Origin of the sequence: Marinobacter sp. KM021 (assembly GCF_050707965.1) — a bacterium.
Classification (GTDB): Bacteria; Pseudomonadota; Gammaproteobacteria; order Pseudomonadales; family Oleiphilaceae; genus Marinobacter; species Marinobacter shengliensis.
This window is the reverse complement of the sequence record NZ_CP136129.1, coordinates 3,991,186-4,015,924: the sequence shown is the minus strand read 5'-3', so window position 1 is coordinate 4,015,924 and position 24,739 is coordinate 3,991,186. Positions and strand designations below refer to the sequence as shown.

At 57.3% G+C, this 24,739-nt stretch carries 22 protein-coding genes, 1 tRNA gene and 1 pseudogene; 12 read left to right on the top strand and 12 right to left on the bottom strand.

All coding sequences use genetic code 11. The features are described from left to right. The first annotated feature begins 56 nt into the window (after positions 1 to 56). Positions 57 to 770, top strand: coding sequence for an FKBP-type peptidyl-prolyl cis-trans isomerase (locus RVM24_RS18735; protein WP_138436840.1), 714 nt, complete (start codon positions 57 to 59; stop codon positions 768 to 770). 71 nt (positions 771 to 841) lie between these two features. Here the strand turns inward: RVM24_RS18735 and rsd are convergent, their stop codons facing one another. Together rsd and RVM24_RS18725 are read right to left on the bottom strand one after the other, a co-directional pair. After that, positions 842 to 1,321, bottom strand: coding sequence for a sigma D regulator (rsd, locus tag RVM24_RS18730; RefSeq protein ID WP_431474563.1), 480 nt, complete (start codon positions 1,319 to 1,321; stop codon positions 842 to 844). A 105-nt stretch (positions 1,322 to 1,426) separates the two neighbouring features. After that, on the bottom strand, positions 1,427 to 1,933 hold the full coding sequence (locus tag RVM24_RS18725) for a disulfide bond formation protein B (protein ID WP_138436841.1): 507 nt from the start codon (positions 1,931 to 1,933) through the stop codon (positions 1,427 to 1,429). Positions 1,934 to 2,000: 67 nt separating this feature from the next. On the opposite strand from RVM24_RS18725, the gene RVM24_RS18720 reads away from it, so the two are divergent. Further along, positions 2,001 to 2,426, top strand: coding sequence for a flagellar basal body-associated FliL family protein (locus RVM24_RS18720; RefSeq protein WP_058091955.1), 426 nt, complete (start codon positions 2,001 to 2,003; stop codon positions 2,424 to 2,426). Between the two features lies 1 nt (position 2,427). Here RVM24_RS18720 and rmf read toward each other — a convergent pair whose 3' ends face one another. The 4 genes from rmf to RVM24_RS18700 all read right to left on the bottom strand — a co-directional run bounded on the left by rmf (position 2,428) and on the right by RVM24_RS18700 (position 8,492). Then, a complete protein-coding gene (gene rmf, locus RVM24_RS18715) occupies positions 2,428 to 2,640 on the bottom strand; it encodes a ribosome modulation factor (RefSeq protein WP_058091935.1) in 213 nt (70 codons plus the stop codon). Between the two features lie 113 nt (positions 2,641 to 2,753). Next, on the bottom strand, positions 2,754 to 4,310 hold the full coding sequence (gene gshA, locus RVM24_RS18710; protein WP_431474562.1) for a glutamate--cysteine ligase: 1,557 nt from the start codon (positions 4,308 to 4,310) through the stop codon (positions 2,754 to 2,756). Between the two features lie 65 nt (positions 4,311 to 4,375). After that, entirely contained in the window at positions 4,376 to 6,706 is a 2,331-nt protein-coding gene (locus RVM24_RS18705; RefSeq protein ID WP_431474561.1) for a Tex family protein, read from the bottom strand. A 52-nt stretch (positions 6,707 to 6,758) separates the two neighbouring features. Continuing rightward, positions 6,759 to 8,492: an EAL domain-containing protein gene (locus RVM24_RS18700; protein WP_431474560.1), complete on the bottom strand. Its 1,734-nt coding sequence runs from the start codon at positions 8,490 to 8,492 to the stop codon at positions 6,759 to 6,761. A 144-nt stretch (positions 8,493 to 8,636) separates the two neighbouring features. Here RVM24_RS18700 and rep point away from each other — a divergent pair, with 144 nt between their 5' ends. From rep to RVM24_RS18685, 3 genes are all read left to right on the top strand, one after another. Then, the gene (rep, locus tag RVM24_RS18695; RefSeq protein ID WP_420194992.1) at positions 8,637 to 10,655 is read left to right on the top strand and encodes a DNA helicase Rep; all 2,019 of its coding nucleotides are present in this window, start codon (positions 8,637 to 8,639) and stop codon (positions 10,653 to 10,655) included. Between the two features lie 121 nt (positions 10,656 to 10,776). Further along, on the top strand, positions 10,777 to 13,080 hold the full coding sequence (locus tag RVM24_RS18690; RefSeq protein ID WP_431474559.1) for a galactose oxidase-like domain-containing protein: 2,304 nt from the start codon (positions 10,777 to 10,779) through the stop codon (positions 13,078 to 13,080). 10 nt (positions 13,081 to 13,090) lie between these two features. Next, positions 13,091 to 13,630 carry a hypothetical protein gene (locus RVM24_RS18685; protein ID WP_431474558.1) on the top strand — a complete coding sequence of 180 codons (540 nt, stop codon included), beginning with the start codon at positions 13,091 to 13,093 and terminating at the stop codon, positions 13,628 to 13,630. Between the two features lie 67 nt (positions 13,631 to 13,697). Here the strand turns inward: RVM24_RS18685 and RVM24_RS18680 are convergent, their stop codons facing one another. Continuing rightward, a complete protein-coding gene (locus tag RVM24_RS18680) occupies positions 13,698 to 14,111 on the bottom strand; it encodes a c-type cytochrome (RefSeq protein WP_106694394.1) in 414 nt (137 codons plus the stop codon). Between the two features lie 215 nt (positions 14,112 to 14,326). Here RVM24_RS18680 and RVM24_RS18675 point away from each other — a divergent pair, with 215 nt between their 5' ends. Both RVM24_RS18675 and RVM24_RS18670 read left to right on the top strand, forming a co-directional pair. Then, positions 14,327 to 14,659, top strand: a complete 333-nt coding sequence (locus tag RVM24_RS18675) for a hypothetical protein (RefSeq protein ID WP_431474557.1) — start codon at positions 14,327 to 14,329, stop codon at positions 14,657 to 14,659. A 9-nt stretch (positions 14,660 to 14,668) separates the two neighbouring features. Then, a complete protein-coding gene (locus tag RVM24_RS18670; protein WP_431474556.1) occupies positions 14,669 to 15,787 on the top strand; it encodes a phospholipase A in 1,119 nt (372 codons plus the stop codon). Between the two features lie 128 nt (positions 15,788 to 15,915). On the opposite strand, the gene RVM24_RS18665 is transcribed toward RVM24_RS18670, so the two are convergent. From RVM24_RS18665 to RVM24_RS18645, 5 genes are all read right to left on the bottom strand, one after another. Then, positions 15,916 to 17,271 (bottom strand): phosphomannomutase, encoded by a 1,356-nt coding sequence (locus RVM24_RS18665; protein ID WP_431474555.1) that lies wholly within the window; start codon positions 17,269 to 17,271, stop codon positions 15,916 to 15,918. Positions 17,272 to 17,280: 9 nt separating this feature from the next. Beyond that, on the bottom strand, positions 17,281 to 17,757 hold the full coding sequence (gene bfr / locus RVM24_RS18660) for a bacterioferritin (RefSeq protein ID WP_061333471.1): 477 nt from the start codon (positions 17,755 to 17,757) through the stop codon (positions 17,281 to 17,283). Between the two features lie 129 nt (positions 17,758 to 17,886). Then, the gene (locus RVM24_RS18655; RefSeq protein ID WP_061333472.1) at positions 17,887 to 18,093 is read right to left on the bottom strand and encodes a bacterioferritin-associated ferredoxin; all 207 of its coding nucleotides are present in this window, start codon (positions 18,091 to 18,093) and stop codon (positions 17,887 to 17,889) included. 97 nt (positions 18,094 to 18,190) lie between these two features. Next, complete coding sequence (locus RVM24_RS18650) at positions 18,191 to 18,916, bottom strand: LrgB family protein (protein WP_138436851.1); 726 nt, start codon at positions 18,914 to 18,916, stop codon at positions 18,191 to 18,193. After that, positions 18,909 to 19,274 carry a CidA/LrgA family protein gene (locus RVM24_RS18645; RefSeq protein WP_230715774.1) on the bottom strand — a complete coding sequence of 122 codons (366 nt, stop codon included), beginning with the start codon at positions 19,272 to 19,274 and terminating at the stop codon, positions 18,909 to 18,911. Before RVM24_RS18645 ends, RVM24_RS18650 begins: the two co-directional genes overlap by 8 nt. A 69-nt stretch (positions 19,275 to 19,343) precedes the next feature. On the opposite strand from RVM24_RS18645, the gene RVM24_RS18640 reads away from it, so the two are divergent. The 5 genes and pseudogenes from RVM24_RS18640 (at position 19,344) to RVM24_RS18620 (ending at position 24,714) form a co-directional block, all read left to right on the top strand. Then, complete coding sequence (locus RVM24_RS18640) at positions 19,344 to 19,889, top strand: YaeQ family protein (protein WP_431474554.1); 546 nt, start codon at positions 19,344 to 19,346, stop codon at positions 19,887 to 19,889. 90 nt (positions 19,890 to 19,979) lie between these two features. Beyond that, a tRNA-Arg gene (locus RVM24_RS18635) sits at positions 19,980 to 20,056 on the top strand. Between the two features lie 352 nt (positions 20,057 to 20,408). Beyond that, positions 20,409 to 22,120: pseudogene (locus RVM24_RS18630) on the top strand (type I restriction-modification system subunit M). Further along, positions 22,110 to 23,540: a restriction endonuclease subunit S gene (locus tag RVM24_RS18625; protein ID WP_431474553.1), complete on the top strand. Its 1,431-nt coding sequence runs from the start codon at positions 22,110 to 22,112 to the stop codon at positions 23,538 to 23,540. Before RVM24_RS18630 ends, RVM24_RS18625 begins: the two are co-directional and overlap by 11 nt. Continuing rightward, complete coding sequence (locus RVM24_RS18620; protein ID WP_058341817.1) at positions 23,533 to 24,714, top strand: DUF4268 domain-containing protein; 1,182 nt, start codon at positions 23,533 to 23,535, stop codon at positions 24,712 to 24,714. Before RVM24_RS18625 ends, RVM24_RS18620 begins: the two co-directional genes overlap by 8 nt. The last annotated feature ends 25 nt before the right edge of the window (positions 24,715 to 24,739 follow it).

Genomic DNA, 24,739 nt, shown 5'->3' with positions numbered 1-24,739 from the left:
GTTTGCCAAATCCAAGTGGGCCGTCTGGCCCTGTTACACGCGCAAAGGATACCCGTATGAAGAAAACCCTGTTAGCTATCGCCATGACCGGCCTGGTTGCCGGCTGCTCTACCGCCCAGGATTCCGCAAAGGACCCCGCTCTGGACACGACGCCGGAGAAAGTCAGCTACGGCATGGGCCTGGTGCTTGGTGAGCGCATGAGCAATGACCTGCCTGACCTGCAAATGGATCAGTTCCTGCAGGGCATCCAGCACGGCCACGCCGGTGACGAGGAGACCAAGCGCCTGACCCGGGAGCAAATTCAGGAAGCACTGATGGCCTATCAGGAGGAGCTTCAGAGCCAACAGGAACAGCAATACAACGAACTGGCCAGCCAGAACCTGGAAGCCGGCGAAGCCTTCCTGGCCCAGAACGCTGAACGGGATGGTGTGGAAACCACCGAGTCCGGCCTGCAATATGAGGTCATCGAGGAAGGCGACGGCAACAACCCGACAGCTTCAGACCGTGTACAGGTACACTACACCGGTGAGCTGATCAATGGCGATGTGTTCGACAGCTCCCGTGATCGTGGCCAACCGGTTACCTTTGGCCTGAACCAGGTGATTCCGGGCTGGACCGAGGGCCTGCAACTGATGAGCGAAGGCGCCCGCTACAAGCTCTACATTCCTGCCGATCTGGCCTACGGCCCCGGCGGCAATCAGGCCATCGGACCCAACGAAACCCTGATTTTTGATGTGGAACTGCTGGCAGTGAACCCGGAAGGCGAATAACACCGGGCAATAAAAAAAACGGCCTGAACATTCAGGCCGTTTTTTTGGAAGACTCTTTTGGCTGCCCGGAATCAGGCTGAGGCCATTTTTCCAGCGTGGGCGTTATGCAGATGCTCGATCAGGAAGTCTTCCATCTCGAAGCGGCTTTCCAGCACTTCACCCAGCTTGGACAACTCTGAGAACAGCTCTCTGACGTCGCCTTCGGTCAGCAGTCGACCATCAACGCGATCATTGAAATTGAGAGCCACACCGGTCGTCTGCTCAATCCGGGGATAGACCTTTGCCGCCAACTCCAGGCCGCCATCGTTGAACTCACGGGCTTCCTGGATCAACTGTTCGTAGACTTCGAAGTGCCCGGCAGACACATAATCGACCAGCACCTCACAGAGGCGGACAAACTTGTCTCGCAGCATCTCGGTCTGGGAAAAATCGGTCTCGGTCGACAGATCGCAGTAGCGCGCCAACAGCTCTTGGCGCTCTTTCAGCCAACGGTCGATCAGCTCGCTGACTCCGCCCCAACGCTCCCTGGCGTTTCTGCAGTTCTCCAACATGACGTCTGTCTCCCCTCAGTCAGTCTGCCTGATAAATGGCCGTTCACTTGATTGTCGTCATGACTGAATCAAGTTACCCCAAGGCCATGGTGGCCCGCAACCGTTTCAGCCCTGCAACCAGTTTTTCGGCCGGTATCGGCGGAACATCATCACCAGGCCAACCAGCACCAACAAGCTGAAGAACACGGCTGTCCAGCCAGGAATGCTCAACCCGAGAAAGCGCCAGACCACCTCGGCGCAATCACCGGTACCTTTCAGGGCCGTCTGCAGCACCTCAAACCAGGGCAACACCTCAAGCATGTAGTCCACGGACGGGCCACAGGCGGGCACCTGATCCTCCGGCAGGCTTTGCAGCCACAGCTGCCGGCCAGCAATGCCCAGCCCGGTACCGGCGGTCAGCACCAGAAAAAAGCCATACACCCGGTTACCAAAACCGGTGGGGCCATGGAGAAACGCAATCAGGGCTACCAGCCCGGCGCCCATGAAGCCAAAACGCTGCAACCAGCACAACGGACAAGGCTCCAGGCCCATGACGTGCTCCATGTAAAAGGCCACGGCCAACAGAGCTGCGCACAAAAGAAAAACGACGCCGAACACCCATCTGCTTGTCAAATCAACACCCCGGAATCATCATGTAAGCTGATGCTGCCAATCCTAACCCATGAAGAACATTGCGCCTATGACCTTTCACCGAAAATACGCCCTAACGCTGTTACTCGCTATCGCTTCCCTGATCGCCTGGCCGGCCATGGCGGAGGAGGAGCCGGAGGAACGGGGGGTAACCGACTACATCGCCATGGAGCCGGCATTTGTGACCCATGTGGGCGAACCCGGCAACAAGGTCATTTACCTGAAGGCATCGGTAACCCTTCGTGCCTCGCAGGAGACAACAAGAGCCGCAGTACAGGCCCATATGCCGCGATTGCGGCACGAACTGGTAATGTTGTTCGGTGAGCAGACGGACGTTGACCAGCTCACTACTCAGCAGGGCCAGCAAGCGTTAAGAGGGGAAGCCACACAGCGGATCAATGCCGCCCTGGAAGAACAGAAAACCGGTGAGCGCATCACCGGCGTGCTGTTTACGGAATTTGTGGTGCAACGGTAGGTCAGGCGATTCGGGAGAACAGGTCGTCGCTGGAGGGCTGCTCAGCAGCCACTTGGCCGGCATCATCCCAACCCGCTTCCCAGGCGGCGATGATCACCTCACCCCGATACGGGCATCGGTTTTTATCCATGCCCATGGAGCCCGCCATGTACCCCTGGCGATACGCCTTGTTGAGGGCTTCCACATCCCATCCGAGCTTGATATCTCTTGCCATGGCGCCGTCTCCTTACCTGTTGTAAACAAAAGTAACAGCAGGTAACGAAGCCGGCAAACCCTTCGGTGGTTTCTGTGCGTCACGTCCCTTTCGGGTTGTGACTCAACCACGGCTCACGAGCGAAGATACTCTTCCAGGAAGGTGGCAAACGGAAGTTTATCCGACTGTTCCTGGGCATCCTGTTCGGCCAGGGATTCCCGCGACATGCGTTGGTAATCCGCCAGCACGTCCGGAGCCAGTGGTTCGCTTCTGAGGGTTTCCTGGTGCTGCCGGGACAACGCCAGCACCCAGTCCCGGTGACCAAGCCCGGAGGCTTCCATCGACGCCAGTACGCGGGCTGATGGCACAGACCATTCCTGCCCCTGCAACTTTTCACGCTGAGCAGCCAGGGCTGAACGGTAGGTCTCGTCCTTACCCCAGCTGTCCAGCAAATCCGCCAGCGGCTGCAAGCGATCCAGCAACTCACGGGCAGCATCACCCACCGGCACCCGCTGGCCACCCTGGCACACCCCCAGATCCTGCCAGCGGCCTGATGCCACCACATCTTTATAGTTGTCATCCAGCCGCTGACATTCGTCATCTCCGATTCGGGGAGAGTCGGTCAGCAGGCAGTCAAGCAGGAACAGATCCAGAAAATCGATCTGCGCCCGGTTGACCCCTACCGGCGAGAATGGGTCCAGATCCAGACAACGTACCTCTATGTATTCAACTCCACGGGCATCCAGCGCCTGGATAGGCTTCTCAGCGCGCTCGGTGGTGCGTTTGGGACGAACGGCGCTGTAATACTCGTTCTCAATCTGCAACACACTGGTGTTGATCTGGATAAACTCGTCGTTACGACGAGTGCCAATGGCTTCATAGGCAGGCCAATTGGTATGGATAGCCTGGTCCAGGGTACGGGTGTAAGTGTCCAGCTCGTTGAAACAGATGTTGAGGGAGGCCTGGGCATTGTTGTGGTAACCCAGATCACCCATCCTCAGCGACGTAGCGTGTTTGCCATACCAGGTTCGCTCGTCAAACCGGCTTAGGTCATGCTTCACGCCGGCAACGAAACTGGCGTCCAGGGCTGGTGATGCACCGAACAACAGCATTAACAGCCAGCTTCGGCGACGGAAATTGCGGATCAACCAGAAATACTGGTCGGATTTGAAATCCTTCAGGGCATCCTGATTGCCGGTCAGTTGCTGCCACTTACGCCAGAAACTGTCGGGTAACGACAGGTTGTAGTGGGCCCCGGCAATACTCTGCATGATGCGACCGTAACGCACAGCCAACCCCTGCCGATAGACATGCTTGAGCTGGCCAATGTTGGAGCGGCCATACTCAGCGATGGGAATGCTCTGATCGCCATCAATCTCACAGGGCATACTGGCCGACCAGAACACTTCGTCACCGAGATTCTGCTGGACAAACCGGTGGGTGTCTCGCAGCGATGCCAGCATGGCCTCAGTGGAGCTGAAAACCGGGGTGATCAGCTCCAGCAGGGCTTCGGAATAATCGGTGGTAATCCGTGGATGGGTCAGGGCCGAGCCCAGCGCCTCCGGGTGCGGTGTCTGGGCAATGAAACCATTGGCATCCACGCGAAGGCCTTCTTTTTCGACCCCTTTGAGGAAACCGTCCCAATCGCTGGCCGCAAACTGGTGAAACAGGGAGTGGCGGGATTCAGCCATGGTGAGCTCCTGTTGGCGCGATTGCCCCCTCGTGAGGAGCAATCGCGTTGAATCGATAAGGTGATTTAACGACCGTTCTTGCGGGCAGAGGCCAGCGCCTGCGCCAACGCACCCGCCATGGCGCCCTGCGCCTGGCCCTGGCCACCCTGGGGTTTGCGACCACCGGAGCGACCTGCGTTGCGGTCGGCGCCCCGGGCTGGCTTGGCCTGGGTCTCGGCACCGGGCTGGTCATCCATACGCATAGACAGCCCGATGCGTTTACGGGGAATGTCCACTTCCATCACTTTGACCTTAACAATATCACCGGCCTTGACCACTTCGCGCGGATCTTTAACGAAAGTATGAGACAGGGCGGAGATGTGCACCAGGCCGTCCTGATGCACGCCGATATCAACAAAGGCGCCGAAATTGGTGACGTTGGTTACCGAACCTTCCAGCACCATGCCTGGTTTCAGGTCATTCAGGGTTTCCACCCCTTCCTCGAAGTTGGCAAAGCGGAACTCGGGGCGCGGGTCGCGGCCCGGCTTTTCCAGTTCGGAGATGATGTCTTTGATGGTTGGCAGGCCAAACTGTTCGGTAACGTAGTCCTGAGGGTTCAGGCTGCGCAGAAACGCCGAGTCGCCAATGATGTCTTCCACCTTGCGACCATTACCCTTCGCGATGGCCTCAACCACACCGTAGGCTTCCGGGTGCACCGAGGAACGGTCCAGCGGGTTGTCGCCGCCAGCAATACGCAGGAAGCCGGCCGCCTGCTCAAAGGTGCGCTCACCCAGGCGGGAGACCTTCAATAGCTGCTTGCGACTGACAAACTTGCCGTTCTGGTTGCGAAAATCGACGATATTCTGGGCAATGCTCGGATTCAGGCCGGAGACCCGGGTAAGCAGAGGCACGGAGGCCGTATTCAGGTCGACCCCAACGCCGTTTACACAGTCTTCCACCACCGCATCCAGGCTACGGGACAGCTGCACCTGGGAAACGTCATGCTGGTACTGGCCAACCCCGATGGACTTGGGTTCGATCTTTACCAGTTCCGCCAGTGGGTCCTGCAGGCGGCGGGCGATGGACACCGCACCACGGATGGTAACATCCAGATCCGGCAGCTCTTTTGAGGCAAATTCCGAGGCGGAGTAGATGGACGCACCGGATTCGTTCACCACAATACGGGCCAGCTTCAGTTCCGGATAGCGTTTGCACAGGTCGCCCACCAGCTTCTCGGTTTCCCGGGACGCGGTGCCGTTGCCGATGGCGACCAGCTCAATCTGGTATTTCTGGCACCAGGCCGCCAGCTGGGCAATGGATGGCTCCCATTTGTTCTGGGGCGCATGGGGGAAGATGGCCCCGTGGTCCACCACCTGGCCAGTGCCGTCGATCACCGCGACTTTAACGCCAGTACGCAGACCGGGGTCCAGGCCCAGGGTTGGCCGGGGGCCGGCCGGGGCCAGCAACAACAGGTCTTTTAGGTTGGCGGCAAACACGTTGATGGCTTCGGCCTCGGCGGCTTCCCTTACCTGAGACATCAGGTCGGTTTCAATCTGGGTAGAGAGCTTCACCCGCCAGGTCCAGCGCACCACTTCCGACAGCCATTTGTCGGCGGCCCGCCCGTTATCCCGAATACCCCAGCGCGCGGCAATCCGCTGCTCGGCGGGATGGGGCTGACGGCGATCGTCTTCGACATCCCCCACCACCAGCGAATAGGTCAGTATGCCTTCGTTACGTCCGCGCAGAATCGCCAGGGCCCGGTGTGAAGGTACTTTCTTCAGGGGCTCCACGTGATCGAAATAATCCCGGAACTTGGCGCCTTCGTTTTCCTTGCCATCCACCACCGCGACTTTCAACTGACCTTCCTGCCAGATAAAGTCCCGCAATGAACCCAGCAACTCGGCGTCTTCGGCAAAGCGCTCCATCAGAATGTGGCGGGCGCCTTCCAGCGCGGCTTTGGTGTCTTCCACGCCAGCTTCCGGGTTCAGGTAACCGGCGGCGGTGGCTTCCGGGTCCAGCGTAGGGTCGCCAAACAGGGCGTCAGCCAAGGGCTCCAGCCCGGCTTCACGGGCAATCTGGGCCTTGGTGCGGCGCTTGGGCTTGTAGGGCAGATACAGATCTTCCAGGCGGTTCTTGGTGTCTGCCTCCTGGATGGCGGCGCGCAGCTCATCGGTAAGCTTGCCCTGCTCATCAATGCTGTTGAGGATGGTGCCGCGGCGGTCTTCCAGCTCGCGCAGGTAACGAAGACGCTCTTCCAGGGTTCGCAGCTGGTTGTCATCCAGTGAGCCGGTCACCTCTTTCCGGTAACGGGCAATAAACGGAACGGTGGCCCCTTCATCCAGCAAGGCAACGGTGGCATTAACCTGTTGCTCGCGTACGCCGAGTTCGTCGGCAATGCGCCGGGAGATACTGTTCATGCAACCTCTGTGTATTATCGCGTTCGGAATTAATGCGCAAAGGTACAGCGGCTTACTGCTGCAGGCAAGCGGACTGGTTACGGTGGTTCAGGAATTGTACAAGGTCATTCCAGGGCATGGGGCGGGCAAAGTAATAGCCCTGGATCTCATCGCAGTGCTGCTGGCGCAGGAATTCCAGCTGGCTTTCGGTTTCAACACCCTCCGCCACCACGCTGATCTGCAGGCTGTGGGCCAGGCTGATGATGGCCCGGATGATGTGCTCGGCATCCGCCGACTGCCCCAGTTCCTGGACGAAGGATTTGTCGATTTTCACCAGGGAAATGGGCAGGTGTTGCAGATTGCTCAGGGATGAAAAACCGGTACCGAAGTCATCCAGGGCAAAGCTGATGCCTAGCTGATTGAGTTCCCGCAGGCATCGCTGGGCGTAATCCGGATCGTGCATCATGGCGCTTTCGGTCAGCTCCAGCTCCAGCAGGCTGGTGTCGACGTTAGCGTTGAAAATAATCCGGAAGATGGTTTCGGTCATCTTGCGGTCGTGGAACTGGCGGAACGACAGATTGACCGCAAATACCAGGCCGGGAAAGCCCATTTCGGCGCTCTCCTGCAGGCGCTTGCAGGCCTGCTCTATAACCCAGTAACCAATGGGTACAATCAGGCCACTGCGTTCCGCCACCGGTATGAACTCGTCGGGCCCCACCAGGCCTCGCTTGGGATGATTCCAGCGCAGAAGGCACTCGACGCCACGAACCTCTTCGGTCGCCAGATCGATTCTTGGTTGATAGTAGAGCTCCAGCTCTTTACCGCGTAAAGCGTTACGCAAATCCGCTTCCAACCGGAGCTGGTAGCCAGCAGAAATATGTAACTGCCGGTCATAGAACCGATAACTGGTACCCGGGTCCCGTTTGGCCTCGAACATCGCCCGGTTGGCCCGCCTCAGCAGTTCTTCCGGGCTGTCGCCCGCCTCGGGATAGGTCGCCACGCCCAGGCTGGCGCTGACCACAATCATCTGGCCGTCAACGGTCAGCGGCTCATCCAGTGCAACCACCACCTTACGGATAATCTGGGTAATATCGAGCGAGTCTTCCACCTTCTCGATAATAATCGCCAACTCGTCGCCGCCGATGCGCATCAGCGAATCCACCCGACGCATCTTCTGGCGCAGCCGCTCCGCCAGCCGGAACATCAACTGGTCGCTTTTCTGATAACCGAAGGATTCGTTGATACTGCGAAAATCATCGACATTGAGATGCAGGAGTGCCAGCCGGTGGCCAGCTCTCTCCGCCCGCAACAGCGCCTGCTGCAGGCGATCGAAGAACAGGTCCCTATTGATAAACCCGGTTGCCACCTCACGGCCTAACTGGCCGTGGGCCGACTCTGACAGCTGCACGCGATACCAGAGATACTTCACCGCCCGGCGAAAGTTCCAGCGATCCAGGGTCTGCCGGCACAGGTAGTCGGATGCACCGTCGCGCAACAGCTCGCCTGCTCGCTCGTTACAGGGTTCCGCGCTCAGGGCAAGCACCGGTTTGTCTTCACTGGAAACGGACAGATACTGTAGAAATGACTGTTCGTCACCACCGTGAAAAATGCAGTCCCAGACAATGACATCGAAACTGGCGTTGCGGATAAGATCATCACAATCCACCAGGTCCGGGCACCATATGGCGTCCGGACTGATTTCCGGATCGTCGTCCAGCAGCGCGGATAACCACAGAAAATCCGCGTATTCCGGGGTCAGTACCAGCAGGCGTAGACGATCAGGTCTGGTGTCCAGAGACAGTGTCATCGAGCAAAATCCATGTGTCGGCCAACAGCAGAGTCCATTCTAGGAAGCATAGCTGATAGATCGTCAAGGTACAGAAAGTCTGGCTGGTGTAGAATAGCCCCACGCTAAATACCTCCCCATGGTTCCCTATTTGGTCTCTACATTGTGAACAAGCTCAACCCGAGACAACGCGAAGCGGTTCGCTACGCCGAAGGCCCTCTGCTGGTGCTGGCCGGGGCGGGTAGTGGCAAAACCAGTGTAATCACCCGCAAGATTGCCTACCTGATTGAAGAGCTGGGCATTCCGGGGCGACACATTGCCGCAGTGACGTTCACCAACAAGGCCGCCCGGGAAATGAAGGAACGGGTCAGCCGGATTGTTGACCGGGGTAAGGCCCGGGGGCTGATCGTGTCCACCTTTCACAATCTGGGCCTGAATATTATCCGGGAGGAACATGCGCACCTGGGCTACCACCCCGGTTTCTCCATCTTCGATGCCGAAGATGCGAAAGCCCTGCTGCAGGACCTGATGATGCGGGAAGCCAGCGCCGAGGCCGGCGACGAGCTGAACGATGTACAGATGACCATCTCGTCCTGGAAAAACGCCATGCGCAGTCCGTCGGAAGCCTACAGCAAGGCTGCTGACGAGCGTGAGCAGCGCATCGCCATTGTCTACAAGCACTACAACGAGTATTTGAAAGCCTACAACGCGGTGGATTTTGACGACCTGATCCTGCTACCAGTGCAGTTGTTCCGGGACATCCCGGACGTGCTGGCCAAGTGGCGCAGGAAAATCCGATACATGCTGGTGGATGAATACCAGGACACCAACGTGTGTCAGTATGAGCTGGTCAAACAACTGGTCGCAGAGCGGTCAGCGTTTACCGTGGTGGGCGACGATGACCAGTCCATTTATGCCTGGCGTGGAGCCCGGCCGGAAAACCTGGCGCAGCTCAAGGAAGACTTTCCCAGCCTGAAGATCGTTAAACTGGAACAGAACTACCGGTCCACCGGCCGTATTCTGCGCAGCGCCAACACCGTGATTGCCAACAACCCCCACGTGTTCGAGAAGGCCCTGTGGAGTGACCACACGATTGGTGAGGAAATCCGCATCATCCGTTGCCGTAACGAAGACGCAGAAACCGAGCGGGTGGCCACGGAGATCCTCGACCAGAAGCTCAAGAACGGGCTAGATTTCAAAGACTTTGCCGTACTCTACCGGGGCAACCACCAAGCCCGGTTGCTGGAAATGAAGCTGCAGGCATATCAGATTCCCTATCGGATTTCCGGCGGGCAGTCGTTCTTCTCCAAGAGCGAGATCAAGGATGCGATGTCGTACCTGCGGTTGATGATCAACCCGGATGACGACGCCGCCTTCCTGCGGGTGGTGAACGTGCCTCGCCGGGAGATTGGCCCGCGCACTCTCGAACAGCTGAGCCACTATGCCCGTTCACGCAATGTCAGCCTGTTCAAGGCGCTGGGCGACATGGGCGCGGAAACCCACGTCACCGAGAAAGGCCTGGACCGGCTGCGCCGCTTCGCCCACTGGGCGGACAAAACCTGCGAGCGGCTGTTTTCCGAAGATCCGATACCGGTGATCAAGCAACTGTTCACCGACATCGAATACGAGGAATGGCTGCACCAGCATTCCGGCAGCCCGAAGCAGGCCGAGCGGCGGATGGAGAACATCTGGTACCTGGTGGAATCGATCCAGCGCATGCTGGACGACGGCAAGGGGACCGCCGATGAATTGGGCATAGAGGATGCCATCGCCAAGCTCATTCTGCGCGACATGATGGAACAGCGGGAAGAGGAAGATGACAGCGACAAGGTGCAGTTGTTGACCCTTCACGCGTCCAAGGGACTGGAGTTCCCCCATGTGTTCATCATGGGCCTGGAAGAGGAAATCCTGCCGCACCGAAGCAGCATTGAAGAAGGCAATATCGAAGAAGAGCGACGGCTGATGTATGTGGGTATCACCCGGGCCAGGGAAACCCTGGCACTGACCTATGCCGCTTCACGCAAGCAGTACGGCGAGAAACTGGAGACCATTCCCAGCCGGTTTCTGGACGAGCTGCCAGAAGACGACGTGAAGTGGGAGGGCCTCGGCGATCAGGACAAAGAGACCAATCAGAAAAAAGGCAAGGCAACTCTGAGCGCCCTGCTCGGCAATCTCCGCGAGTAATATTGCCGGACAATATTACATTTTACATTTTTTGAAACTTTTTCCGCTCCCCGCCGTATGAGTAAGTAGTGGTCGTATAGACCACCGCATGCCATACAAATACAAGACAAGGGAGCATACGATGAATCGAACAAAAATCGGGTTATACAGGGGTATCCCCATTTTGTTGGGCGCCGCCTATCTTTCAGCCTGCGGCGGTGACGGCGCTGAATCGGGCGATACCGCCAACACACGCACCGAGGCTCCAGAAGTAGCAGACGCGGCCCAGCCGTCGCCCAGGCCGCTGCCGGCCATCCCGGAGAATTACTCACCTATCGGCGTGTTCAGCGCACCGTTCGCCGAACCCACCATCGTGGTAGATGGGGAAGTGGTCGAAACCGACGAAAAGTGCATCACCACCGAAGACGGTCTGCAGGAATGTAAGCCGGCCGCCGGCACCATGGCGCTGCTTCCCGACGACCGCCTTCTTTACCTGAATGCGCTGGAGGGAACCGAAAACGTTGAGTTGTCCATTGTTGCCGAGTTCGGCGAAGTATCGGTAAACGACCAGACCCGCGTGCTGTCATTGGGTGACGACGATCGCCCCGACTGGCTGAAACCCTCTCCGCTACGCGGTGGTGCCAACCCGGATGGCAACGACAGTGAGACGTTGCTTGGCGGAACGCCACTGGACGGTTTGCTGGACACCGCCGACAACACCAACCGGAACGACGGCGCCCTGTTCTGCTCTGACGTGATCGGGCTCGCGGATGGCAGTGTCATGGCCGTGGGCGGCACCGACTATTATTCCGAGCCGGGCATTGATGGCTTACCCCTGGGGGTAGCTGAGCTGGAAGGCATCAAGAATTCCCGGATCTTTGATCCGGCCACCAATACCTGGCGGCAAACGGGAGACATGAACTTCGGCCGCTGGTATCCCTCCATGGTCACGCTGCCAGACAGCAAAATCTTTGTTGCCAGCGGCGTCACCAAACTGCTGAAGCCGGTTTATCCCGAGGAGCCCATCAACTCCGGCCGCAACGTGGTGCAAACGGAAACCTTCAACCCCTGCACCGGCGTATGGAGCCAGAACCCCAGCACCGCGGACCGCTCGCTGCCTTTGTACCCCCGCTTGCACCTGCTGCCTAACGGCCACGTGCTCTACAATGCCGGTGGCCAGGCCTTCAATCCCTTTGGCCAGGGTTATGACCAGGCACTCTGGAACATCGTCGCCACCTTTGACCCTGCCAGCCAGCGCTGGAATGACATTGGCTATGCCGGCCTGCCGTTGCGGCTGGATGAAGTCGGTTTGGGGCAGCTTGCCAGCACGCTCAATCTGACCAACCTGACCGAAGAGCAGCTCCGGTTGTTTACCGAAGACCTGTTATCCAGCACGGATGGACTGATCAGCTCCGTCACCGATCTGCTGACCAGCCCGGACGATTCGCTCCTGACAACTGACACGCTGATCAAAGCCATCGGCGGTGGTATGCGGGGCTCCACCTCCTCGACCATGCTGCCGTTAGAGCCGGACGAAAATGGCGAGTACAACGACGTTGAACTGCTCACAGCCGGTGGCGTGCCCAGCTATGCACTGCTGACCAGCCCTGGCGGCTACCTGCCGACCGATCAGAGCCGGATTGACCGGATTGAAACCAACGGCGACCAGATTGGCTATGAATCACGGCTGACCGGCGCCCTGAACCAGCCGCGCTGGTATGGCACCAATGTGGTGATGCCTGACGGCAGCGAGATGGTATTCAGTGGTGGCACCCGAGACGGCGTCGTCTTGCCGGGGCTTGAAGGCGCCATCATGACCGCGGAGCGATTTGATCCGGACACCGAAACCTGGACCGAAATGGCCAGCGGCCATCGCCCACGCACCTATCACAACACCGCCGTGTTGATGGCCGATGGCCGGGTCATGATTGGCGGGCACGCTCCGATCAACACAGCGTATTTGTCTCACATCAGCCTGGAAGACTTCGGACTGGCCCCGAACGATGGCCGGGACCCAAGCTTCGAGATCTACACACCGCCCTACGCCATGCGTAATGATCGGCCCACCATACTGTCTGCACCCGAGCAGCTCAGTGTTGGCGATAGCTTTACCATTCAGGTGGACCAGGCCCTGGACATCGACAAGGTGCTGCTGATCCGAAGAACGGTGATGACTCACCTGATTGATGGCGATCAGCGGGCGATTGAGCTGCCGGTCAAGGCCCGCAACGGCCGCAACCTGCAACTGGAAATGCCCAGGAAACAGAGCGTTGTGCCCGCCGGGCAGTATATGTTGTTCGTCAGCAAATCCACGCCGGAGGGGCGGGTACCCTCGGTTTCTGCACCGATTGCGGTGGTAAACGAAGCGCTCCAGTGCCAGGGCGATGCCACCATGGCGCAGCTGGGCCAGGACATGCTTGAGCTGTTGACTGGTGCATCCGGCTAAGGAGGCGATCATGCAGATGACGAAAAAGGCGCGGACATTGGCTGAGGCCGCTGTGTTTGCACTGCTAGGCTCAGCTTTACCCTCAACCTTGCTGGCGCACGGAGCCGTTGAGGTAGACAACGCGCCCGAGCACATCCTGCAGGCGAGCATCAGTCAGCCTGCAGCGATCCCCGGGCTGTCTGCGGTTATCCTGGATGCTCCCCAGCCGGGCATTCTGGTGTCTTACCGTGGGAACAATGTTCTTACCGTGGAGGATACGGAAGGCGAGGGGCTGCTGAGGTTCAGCCCGGAAGGCGTGATGGCAAACCGTTCGAGCACAGACTGGCCGGACCTGAGCCAGGCAAGGCCAGGCATGGTCAACAGCAGCACCAACGGCCGCCCTTGGGTCAAGGTATCTGCGACGCCAAGCTTTGGCTGGCTGGATCCACGCCTGGGTGTTGAAAACGGGGAGGGACTCTGGCGAATTCCCGTCATTACAGATTCGGGCGCTCAGTCTGAGATCAGGGGGCGCCTAACCAGAAACCCACTACCCAAGGATGACCACCACTGATCCGCACAAAATAAAACAGCCCCTTTATGAGGGGCTGTTTTATTCATCCAAACATTCTCAAGCCGAATTACTGGCTCTCATCAATGATGTGCTCAATAGCAGCAACGATTTCCTCATCGGAGCAGCTGGCACAGCCGCCTTTGGCCGGCATGGCGTTGAAGCCGTTAATGGCATGATCAATCAGGGTGTCCATGCCCTTGTCAATGCGAGGCGCCCACTGGTCGGCGTTGCCGATAACCGGAGCACCGGCGGCACCGGTGGTGTGGCAAGCCATACAGGCTGCATCGTAAACTTCGCTACCGGAGCGAGGGCCAGAGCTGGCGGCGGCCGGAGCAGCTGCTGCTTCACCACACTCCTCACCCTGCAGGCACACTTCGCCCACTGGTTTGATGCGGTTACGGATCTCATCTTCAACACTTGCCAGTGCAGCACCAGCGGCCAGGCCAAAACCCAGAACAACAACAGCCAGGACTCTCTTCATCTTCACAATGCACCTCGCATTTGAGCGTTATAATCTTTCGGTGGCAGCATTATAGCGATTGAGCCCCCGCAAAAAAACCAAAGGCCAGAAACAGAATTTGATTTCAACCATTTTAGTGACAGTTTCGTAGGTTATAACGGAACTGAAGCCAATTCCGGTTACCATACCTGTTGACCGTGTGGTTTAACATTATTCCGGCCAGAACAGGGAGTCACATGTCAGACAACAACCCCCACCGCCTGCGCAAACCGCTGTTGATCGTCGAGTTCTCCAGCCTCGCGATTCTATTGGTTTCGATGGCCTGGTTTGGCAACCAGTCCACTGCTGAGACGCCGGTGAGCGCTGCCTGGCTTCTTGTTCCGGCGGTGGCCAGCCTGGGCGTTTTCCTGAGCTTCATCGGTCTGATGTATCTGCGCTGGGTGGCGTCTGCCAGTGATGAGGGCAACGCCCGGCATAAACTGATTTTCCTCCTGCTGGCCCTGAGCCTGCTGGGGATCTGGGTATACAGCATTGCCAATACCTGGCTCAGCCTGACCGCCACCAATTGAGAGGATTCGATGAAAGGAAATCACAGCGGTTTGCCGGCCAAGGTGCTGGCCATGATTTTGGTGGCTACAAGCAGTGCTGCGCCGGCCGATGAGGGCACCACACCCGATCAGAGCGCTGTTAACTGCGCCCTGATTCGAGACGGCATACAGCGCTTGGCCTGCTACGACGCCCAGAACGACCCGGGGGCAGCAAGAGAGGCGGCTGACGAGGAGGCATTAGAACAGGCCGACGAGGAAGCTGCCGAACTGGTGGCAGATGACGCCACCCGCGAGGATATGGTTGGTGATGCCCTGGGGGATGATCCGGATGCCGGCATGATGGCAGCTTTGGTTGATAATTATCTGACCGCAGAAAAAGCAATCTTCTCATTCACCGGCAGCTTTGTTACCCATCGGCCCAACTATATCCTGCCGATTACTTACGTAGACGACCCGAATCCAAGGCCCGTCAGCCCGCGATTGGGCACCGGTGGTTATGACTACGGTCTGGAGCAGGAGGAAGCGAAATACCAGATCAGTTTCAAGATACCGTTGCTGACCGGCATTTTTGATGATCGCACAACCTTCTGGTTCGGTTACACCCAGCAGTCCTACTGGCAGGTTTATAACACCAAAGAATCCGCGCCTTTCCGGGAAACCAACTACGAGCCTGAGATTTTCTTTCGGCAGCGACTGGATTGGAAGGTGGGGCCAGGAACTCTAAGTGGTGTCTCTATCGGGCTCAATCACCAGTCAAATGGTCAATCAGACCCCCGTTCACGAAGCTGGAACAGGATAAAGGGCGGGCTGGCCTACAGCTATGACCGCTGGCTGTTTATGGCAAACCCCTGGTACCGGGTGCCGGAGAGCAGCAGTGATGACGATAATTCGGATATCGAGAAGTATCTGGGGTATGGCAGTTACCATGCCGTCTATAAGCTGACGGAGGACCGTACGTTCTCGCTGAAGCTTTTGAATAATATGCGCTCTACCAATCGGACGTCGGTGGAGTTCGGGTACAGTTTCCCGATGGGGGATACGTTGAAGGGCTTTTTCCAGTACTACAACGGGTATGGGGAGAGTTTGATTGATTATAATGAGCGTATTGAGCGCTTTGGGGTGGGTATTATGCTGAATAACTGGCTGTAGTAAATATAGTTCAAGACCGGGGTAAGGGGGAGGGCTTCCAAAACGGAAACCGTGGCTTTCCTGATAGTTTTGGAAGCCCTCCCCCTTACCCCGGTCCCGAAGCCCATCCGTGGTTTCAACTCACAGTCTTAATTCTTGTTCAGTCTGTCCATTTCCTGCAGTAACTCTTCCGTTTTCGCCTCCATCAACGCTTTGTCTGCCCTGGATTCCACGTTCAGGCGAACCACCGGTTCGGTGTTGGACATCCGGAGGTTGAAGCGCCAGTTGTCGAATTCGACGCTCAGGCCATCTACGAAGCTGACGCTCTTGGCTCCCACGGAGTATTTGGCTTCGATGGCGGCGATGACCTTGGGGGGATCGTTGATGGTGCGGTTGATTTCGCCGCTGGCGGGGTAGGCTTCGATTCTGGCGTCGATCAAAGACGACAGGGTCTGGCCGGACTGGCACAGGCGCTCGGCGATCAGTAGCCAGGGGATCATGCCGCTGTCGCAGTAGGCGAAGTCACGGAAGTAGTGGTGGGCGCTCATTTCGCCGCCGTAGACGGCGTCTTCGTCGCGCATTCTCTGCTTGATGAAGGCGTGGCCGGTTTTGCTTTCGATGGCTTCGCCGCCGGCGGCTTTGACCAGGTCCAGGGTGTTCCAGGTGAGGCGGGGGTCGTGGATGACTTTGCCACCGCCGGTCTTGCGCAGGAACTGGTCGGCCAGCAAGCCCACTACATAGTAGCCTTCAATGAACCGGCCGTTTTCGTCGAAGAAGAAGCAGCGGTCGTAGTCGCCGTCCCAGGCGATGCCCATGGCGGCGCCGTGTTCGATCACGGCGTCTGCGGTGGCGGTGCGGTTCTCCGGCAGGATCGGGTTGGGTACGCCATTGGGGAAGTGGCCATCCGGCTGGTGGTGCACTTTCACGAACTCGAATGGCAGGTGCTGTTCCAGTTCGTCAATCACCAGCCCTGCACCACCGTTACCCGCGTTGCAGACGATGGTCATGGGCTTGAGGCTGCCCGCATCGATGTAGCCCAGCAGGTGGTCTACATAGGCACTCATCACTTCCAGTGTCTCGTAACGGCCCTGTTCCGGGGCGTTGGCGAAGGGCTCCAGAACCCGGTCCCGAATGTCGTTCAGGCCGTTGTCGGAGCTGATCGGCCGTGATTCGGGGCCAACCATTTTCATGCCGTTGTGGTCTTTCGGGTTATGGCTGGCAGTCACCATGATGCCGCCGTCCATGCCGTAGTGGCTGGTAGCAAAATACACCTGCTCGGTGCCACACAGGCCAATGTCATATACATCCGCGCCGGCGGCCATCAGGCCGGAGCTCAAGGCTTCTGTGATTTCCGGGCTCGAGAGCCGGATGTCGTAACCCACGATGACTTTTTTTGCGCCGGTAATGGCCACGTAGGCCCGGCCAATCTTTTCAGCCAGCGTGGGGTTAAGCTGGTCCGGCACCCGACCGCGAAGGTCGTAGGCCTTGAAACAGGACAGGTCCATTGTCAGTGCTTACTCCGCTGCAGAAGATTGAAGCTGAATGTAATTCTGGATACCCATCTGCGAAATCATTTCCAGTTGGGTTTCCAGCCAGTCGATGTGCTCTTCTTCGCTATCGAGGATGCTGCGGAACAGTTCACGGCTGGTAAAGTCCTGCACCTGCTCGCAATAGAGGATGGCTTCTTTCAGATCGGTGTGGGCAATGTGCTCGAGTTTCAGATCGCACTCGATCATTTCCTGGACGTTTTCGCCGATCAGCAGCTTATTCAGGTCTTGCAGGTTGGGCAGGCCTTCGAGGAACAGAATGCGCTCGATCAGCTGATCGGCGTGTTTCATTTCATCGATGGATTCTTCATATTCCTTGGCCGCCAGCTTGGTAATACCCCAGTCCTTGTACATGCGCGAGTGCAGAAAGTACTGGTTGATCGCCGTCAGCTCGTTGGCGAGCACTTTATTCAGGAACTGAATGACCTTTTTATCGCCTTTCATAGCCGGAGTCCTTTGATTTGCTGAGTTGTCAGCTAGTCAGGATAGCCGGTTTGTAGCCGATAAAAAATGTCTGTGGCATTTTTAAGAGGGTTTCGCGCCCCGAGATGAGGAGTCTGGCGCCCGCCAGTGTCAGGCGGGCTGGGCCAGCATGTTGGCAAGGGTCAGGTAGTCAGGAGAACGTGCTTCTTTCAGGATTTCCCGGGCCGTACAGGCGCAACGACCACACTGGCGACCAACACCCAACTCTTTGCCCAACTGACGCATGGAGCTGATACCGTTATCTGCCGCTTCGCGGATTTCTCTGTCTGTTACCCCGACACACAAGCATACATACATAGGAGACACTCACCAACTGAAAAACGTTAGTGATAATTATTGTCATTACAAACGAGAATTGCAACCATTTGTACTTAACTTTTTGCTAATAAATGTATCAGATCATCCAGAAGGCCAGCGGCAGGAACAACGCCGTGAATACGCCCGTCAGCCCCATCCCCAGAGAAGCAAAGGCGCCGGCAGTATGACTGATCTCAAACGCACGGGCCGTGCCAATGGCGTGACCATTGAGGCCAAGGGCAAATCCGATGATTCGGTCGTCGGTAATCCTGAGCCAGCGGGCGCACCAGTCCACGAACAGCGAGGCCAGTACACCGGTGATCAGCAGCCCGCCCAGTGTGAGCGACACCGACCCGCCCAACTCCTCAGTGATGCCCATCGCAATGGGTGCCGTAACGGATTTAGGCGCCAGTGATGCCAACACCATCGGCGCCGCCCCCATCAACCAGGCAATGGCCAGGGCATAGATCGCCGCCAGGCTTGCGGCCAGGGGCAGCGTCACGATAATCGGCCGCCACAGCGCCCGGATGTGATGCATCTGCTGATACAGGGGAATACCAAGCGCAACCGTTGCCGGCCCCAGCAGCACCGTTAGCCAGCGCGCACCCGCCTCGTAACGTTCAAAGCCCAGGCCACTGGCGGCCACTACCGTCGCCAGCAGCAGCGCCGCAATCATCACCGGCGGCAACCACAATGGGCGCCGTAGCCTGGCGAACAGCCACTGGGCCACGATAAAGGCGCCCAGGGTCAGACCAATGGACAACATGGGGCCAGCCGTCCAGGCCGCCAGCAAAGCGTTGAATCCGCCCGGTTGATCAGTCATGTTGATCACCTCGGGTTTGCCCTGTCGTCAGTTTCTTCATCAACAGCAACGTGGTGAATACACTCAACAACGTGCCTAAAACCAACGCCACCACCACGGCTGTCCAGTGCCCGGCAAACTGATCCGCGATGAAGAACACACCAACAACACCGGGCGTGATCAGTAACACCAGAACCGAGATCAGCCCCTGGCTGGCTGCCGCCAGCTCGTCGGTTACCCGCCCGCGAAGCATCAGGGTAAAGGTTGCCATCACCATACCCAGAACCCCGCCGCTGATGGGCAGCCCCACCAGTACCCGCACCGCTTCACCCAGCAGAAAAAACACCACCAGAACCAGAAAACCCCGCAACACCACCATGCCGCTATGCCCTGCCACGTCAAAATTGCTCTACACTATTGCCCTGCCACCCAAAACACAGGACGCTCAATGGCACTGAAAGCCACTATATTCAAAGCCACACTCCATATCGCGGATATGGACCGGCATTACTACGTCGACCACCACCTGACCATCGCCCGCCACCCGTCAGAAACCGACGAGCGAATGATGATCCGGCTGCTGGCCTTTGCCCTGAACGCCACAGATACGCTGGAGTTTACCAAAGGCCTGAGCACCGATGACGAACCGGAGCTGTGGCAGAAATCCCTGACCGATGACATCGAACTCTGGGTAGAGCTGGGCCTGCCAGACGAAGACCGGGTTCGCAAAGCCTGCAACCGGTCGCAGCAGGTCATTCTGTATACCTACGGTGGCCGCGCGGTGCCGGTGTGGTGGGAGAAACACCATAACAAGCTGGAAAGATTTGGCAACCTGACCATCGTCGACCTTCCCGCCGAAAGCACCGCCGCACTGGCTCGCCTGGTGGAGCGCTCAATGACGCTACAGGTGTCGATGCAGGACGGCGAAGTCACCTTCAGCAATGACACTGATCTGGTCAGCATCACACCGGAACAGAAACTGCCGAAGGTGTGAAAACAGAGTTGCCGCAAGGGGCTGGACAGACGCCCCCGGCGCACGTAAGATTGCGCACTCGAAATTGACGAGCAATCCGCAGTTTCGAATGCGCCCGTAGCTCAGCTGGATAGAGCGCTGCCCTCCGGAGGCAGAGGTCAGAGGTTCGAATCCTCTCGGGCGCGCCATGAATATCAAGGACTTGCGTGAAAACGCAGGTCCTTTTTTTTGGCTTGTGCCCAAATGGTGCCCTGGCAGTGCCCACCATTTTTTCACAGATTAGTTTCCAATCTTTTTCGTGACCTTTGCCCTGCTTGCCCGTTTAGAGGGTTTGGGCACAGAGCTTTCCCAGCCTTGCCTAACCCCACCAACTGACGTAAAACAACCCTATATCGAGTGGTTAGCAAGCAATACACCCCCGGTATTGCCCGTTACACTCCGGAACAATCAAAGGCACGAACCGACACAGCCTGTCGCTCCGTGCCTTTACGCTTTATCAGAGAACGAAAGCCGTAACTTTTTATAGGGAACAGCCGAGCAATGAACAACACGGAACAGCAATTCCTCAAAGCCCTGGACGACAAGCTCTGGAAAGCCGCCGACAAGCTCCGCGCCAACCTGGATGCCGCCAACTACAAGCACGTGGTGCTGGGCCTGATCTTCCTGAAGTACGTCTCCGATGCCTTCGAGGAGCGCCAGGAAAAGTTGCTGGAACGGTTCAAGGATGAGAACGACGACATCTACTACTTGCCGCCGGAAGATTACGACGGCGACGAGGACTACCAGCAAGCCCTGCTGGAAGAACTGGAAGTATTAGATTACTACCGCGAGGCCAACGTGTTTTGGGTGCCCAAGGCCGCCCGCTGGAGCACCCTGAAAGAGAAAGCCGTGCTGCCCGTGGGCACCGTGCTCTGGCAGGACGATGCCGGTAACGACGTAAAGCTGCGCTCCGTGTCCTGGCTGATCGACAACGCCCTGGAAGAAATCGAGAAGAGCAACGCCAAGCTCAAGGGCATCCTCAACCGCATCAGCCAGTACCAGCTGGACAACGACAAACTGCTGGGCCTGATCAACACCTTCTCCGACACCTCCTTCACCCGGCCGGTGTTCGAGGGCGAGAAGCTGAGCCTGCACAGCAAAGACATCCTCGGCCATGTGTACGAATACTTCCTCGGCCAGTTCGCCCTGGCCGAAGGCAAGCAGGGCGGCCAGTATTACACCCCAAAAGCATCGTCACCCTGATTGTCGAAATGCTGCAGCCCTACTCCGGCCGTGTGTACGACCCGGCCATGGGCTCCGGCGGTTTCTTTGTCTCCAGCGACAAGTTCATCGAGGAACACGCCAGCGAACAACACTACGACGCCAGCGAGCAGAAGAAGCACATCTCCGTGTACGGCCAGGAATCCAACCCCACCACCTGGAAGCTGGCCGCCATGAACATGGCCATCCGGGGTATCGACTTCAATTTCGGCAAGAAGAACGCCGACACCTTCCTGGACGATCAGCACCCGGACTTGCGCGCCGACTTCGTGATGGCCAACCCGCCGTTCAACATCAAAGACTGGTGGAGCGAGTCCCTGGCCGACGACGTGCGCTGGAAGTACGGCACCCCGCCCAAGGGCAACGCCAACTTCGGCTGGATGCAGCACATGATCCACCACCTGGCGCCCACTGGCAGCATGGCCCTGCTGCTGGCCAACGGGTCCATGAGTTCCAACACCAACAACGAAGGCGAAATCCGCAAGCGTCTGGTGGAGGAAGACCTGGTGGAATGCATGGTCGCCCTGCCCGGCCAGCTGTTCACCAACACCCAGATCCCGGCCTGTATCTGGTTCCTGACCAAAGACAAAGCCAACGGCATGGTGCGCAATGAGAAGAAGCGGGACCGCCGGGAGGAGTTTCTGTTTATCGACGCCCGCAACCTGGGCTTTATGCGGGATCGGGTACTGCGGGACTTCACCAACGACGACATCGCCAAGGTCGCCGACACCTTCCATGCCTGGCAGCGTGGCGAGGGCTATGAGGATATCGCCGGCTTCTGCAAGTCCGCCAGCCTGGACGAGATCAAGAAACATGATTTTGTGCTGACGCCAGGGCGTTATGTTGGTGCTCAGGAACAGGAAGACGATGGGGAGCCGTTTGCTGAAAAGATGGCACGGCTGACCCTGCAGTTGCGGGAGCAGTTTGCGGAGAGTGACCGGCTGGAAGCAGAGATCAAGATGAGTCTTGGGGGCATCGGGTATGAGTGCTGATTTCAAAGAATATGCTTTGGAGGCACTTGCAGCCCAAAAGAAGAACGCTATGGTCGGAGGGCCCTTTGGCTCCAATCTGGTATCCAAAGACTACACAGAGACAGGTATTCCAGTAATTCGCGGCCAAAACATGGGTAAACGCTGGGTATCAGGAAATTTTGCTTTCGTATCTCAAGCGAAAGCAGAACAACTCTCGACCAATACTGCACACCCGGGCGACCTGGTATTCACCCAGAGAGGGACGCTGGGCCAAGTGTCAATCGTGCCGGACGAACCGTTTGAGAGATACATTGTGTCGCAGAGCCAGATGAAAATAACGGTTGACCCAAATTTGGCTGATGCGAAATTCCTCTATTACTATTTCTCAGCGCCTGATCAAATAGACTACGTAAAAACGAACGCCATCCAAACAGGGGTCCCCCACACAAATCTCGGAATTCTCCGTAAATCCCCGGTCTTGCTACCTAGCCTAGATACCCAAAAAAGAATCGCGAAAATTTTGAGCGGTCTTGACGATAAGATCGAACTCAACCACCAAATCAACCAAACCCTTGAACAGATGGCCCAGGCCATCTTCAAAAGCTGGTTTGTCGATTTCGAGCCGGTCAAAGCCAAGGTCGCCGCACTGGAAGCCGACGGCAGCGAGGAAGACGCCCTGCTCGCCGCGATGCAGACCGTTTCCGGCAAAGACGAGGCGGAGCTAACCCGCCTCCAGGCCGAACAGCCCGAGCAATACGCCGAGCTCCGCGCGACCGCCGAGCTGTTTCCGTCGGCTATGCAGGAGAGTGAGCTGGTGGAGATTCCGGAGGGGTGGGAATGCTTGGCACTTGACCAGATAGCCAAGTACCAGAACGGATTGGCTCTCCAAAAATTCCGTCCCGAAAACGAAGACGATTATTTGCCAGTGGTAAAAATTGCCCAGCTCAAGAAAGGCTACGCAGATCACGAAGAAAAAGCCTCTCCCAATATCAAACCAGATTGCATCATCGACAACGGTGATGTTGTGTTTTCTTGGTCTGGTTCACTGATGGTTGATACATGGTGTGGAGGCAGGGCGGCACTAAACCAGCACTTGTTCAAGGTGACCTCTGAGAACTATCCGAAATGGTTGTATTTCCACTTCACCCGACACCATTTAGAAGAATTCCAGCGCATCGCTGCAGACAAAGCGGTCACGATGGGACATATAAAACGCGAGCACCTCAAGAGCGCGTTGTGCGCAATTCCCGATGGGAAATTTATAGAGAGTGCCGGCAAGGTTCTAAGTAGTGTTCTGAATAAACAGATTGAGCTTCGGCTAGAGAGTAAATACTTGTCTGAACTACGCGATGCGCTGCTTCCCAAACTCCTATCCGGCGAACTCTCTGTATCGGAAACCGCGAACCAAACGTTGGAAAAGGTGGAACCAACCAATGTTTAAGATCGACTCCACCGCCAACCGCATCAACCCACTGGAAGCCAAACGCTTCAGCGACCTCGGCTTCACCGAGCGCAAACACCTGCAGGAATGGTTGGAAAACTACCCGCAAGCGCTTACCCAAGGCGATGGCGAGGAACTACTGATTATCCAGAAGGAATTCGACGGCTTCGACGACACCCGCGAACGGCTGGATCTGCTGGCCATCGACAAGGACGGCAATCTAGTCATCATCGAAAACAAACTCGATGACAGTGGCCGGGATGTAGTGTGGCAGGCGCTCAAGTACGCCAGCTACTGCGCCAATCTGAAAAAGCAGCAGGTGGTGGAGATCTTCCAGCGCTACCTGAACCAGAAAGCCCAGAACGAAGGCGGCGCACCGGCGGATGCAGAGAGCGTGTTGCTGGAGTTCCTGCAGGCAGACGACCTGCAATCTGTGCAACTAAATACCCTGAAAAGCCAACGCCTGATTCTGGTGGCCGCCCACTACCGCAAGGAAGTCACCAATACGGTGCTCTGGCTGAGCCAGTTCGGCGTCAACTGCCAGTGTTTCAAGGTCACGCCCTACCAGGCCGGTGCAGAGCTGTTCCTCAACGTGGAGCAGATCATCCCCACCCCGGAAGCCTCCGACTTTATGATTGGCATGATGGCCAAGGAGGCTGAGGAGAAGAGCGCCAGTAAAGAACAGAGACTAAGCCACCGACTGCGTCTGGAGTTCTGGGACCAGACGCTGGAAGCATTCAGTCAAAGCAGCTGTGACCTTTATAACAACATCAGCCCGGGTAAAGACCATTGGTTAGCGGCGGGCTCTGGCTTGTCGGGAATGACGTTTAATCTGATTTTCGGCAAGAGTGAGGTACGGGTCGAGTTCTCCATGGCACGAACTCAAGCCGAAGCTAATAAATTTGTATTCGATCGACTCGAAGCCCAGAAACAAGAAATCGAAAGAATTTTCGGTGCGCCTCTTATCTGGCTGCGTTTACCCAATCGTAAAGCATGCCGCATTCAGCACGGCGAATCCGTTGACGGCTATGATAAAGACAACTGGTCAGATATTGTTGCATGGCTTGTGGAGCATATGTCTCGTTTAGAGACAGCTTTAAGAGGACCGCTGGAAAAGATTCGCCCGGAATTGAAGACTGCGGATCTCAATAAGGGACTTACGGCCGGCCTGTAGCAACTCTGGAGATATCAGGCCTACC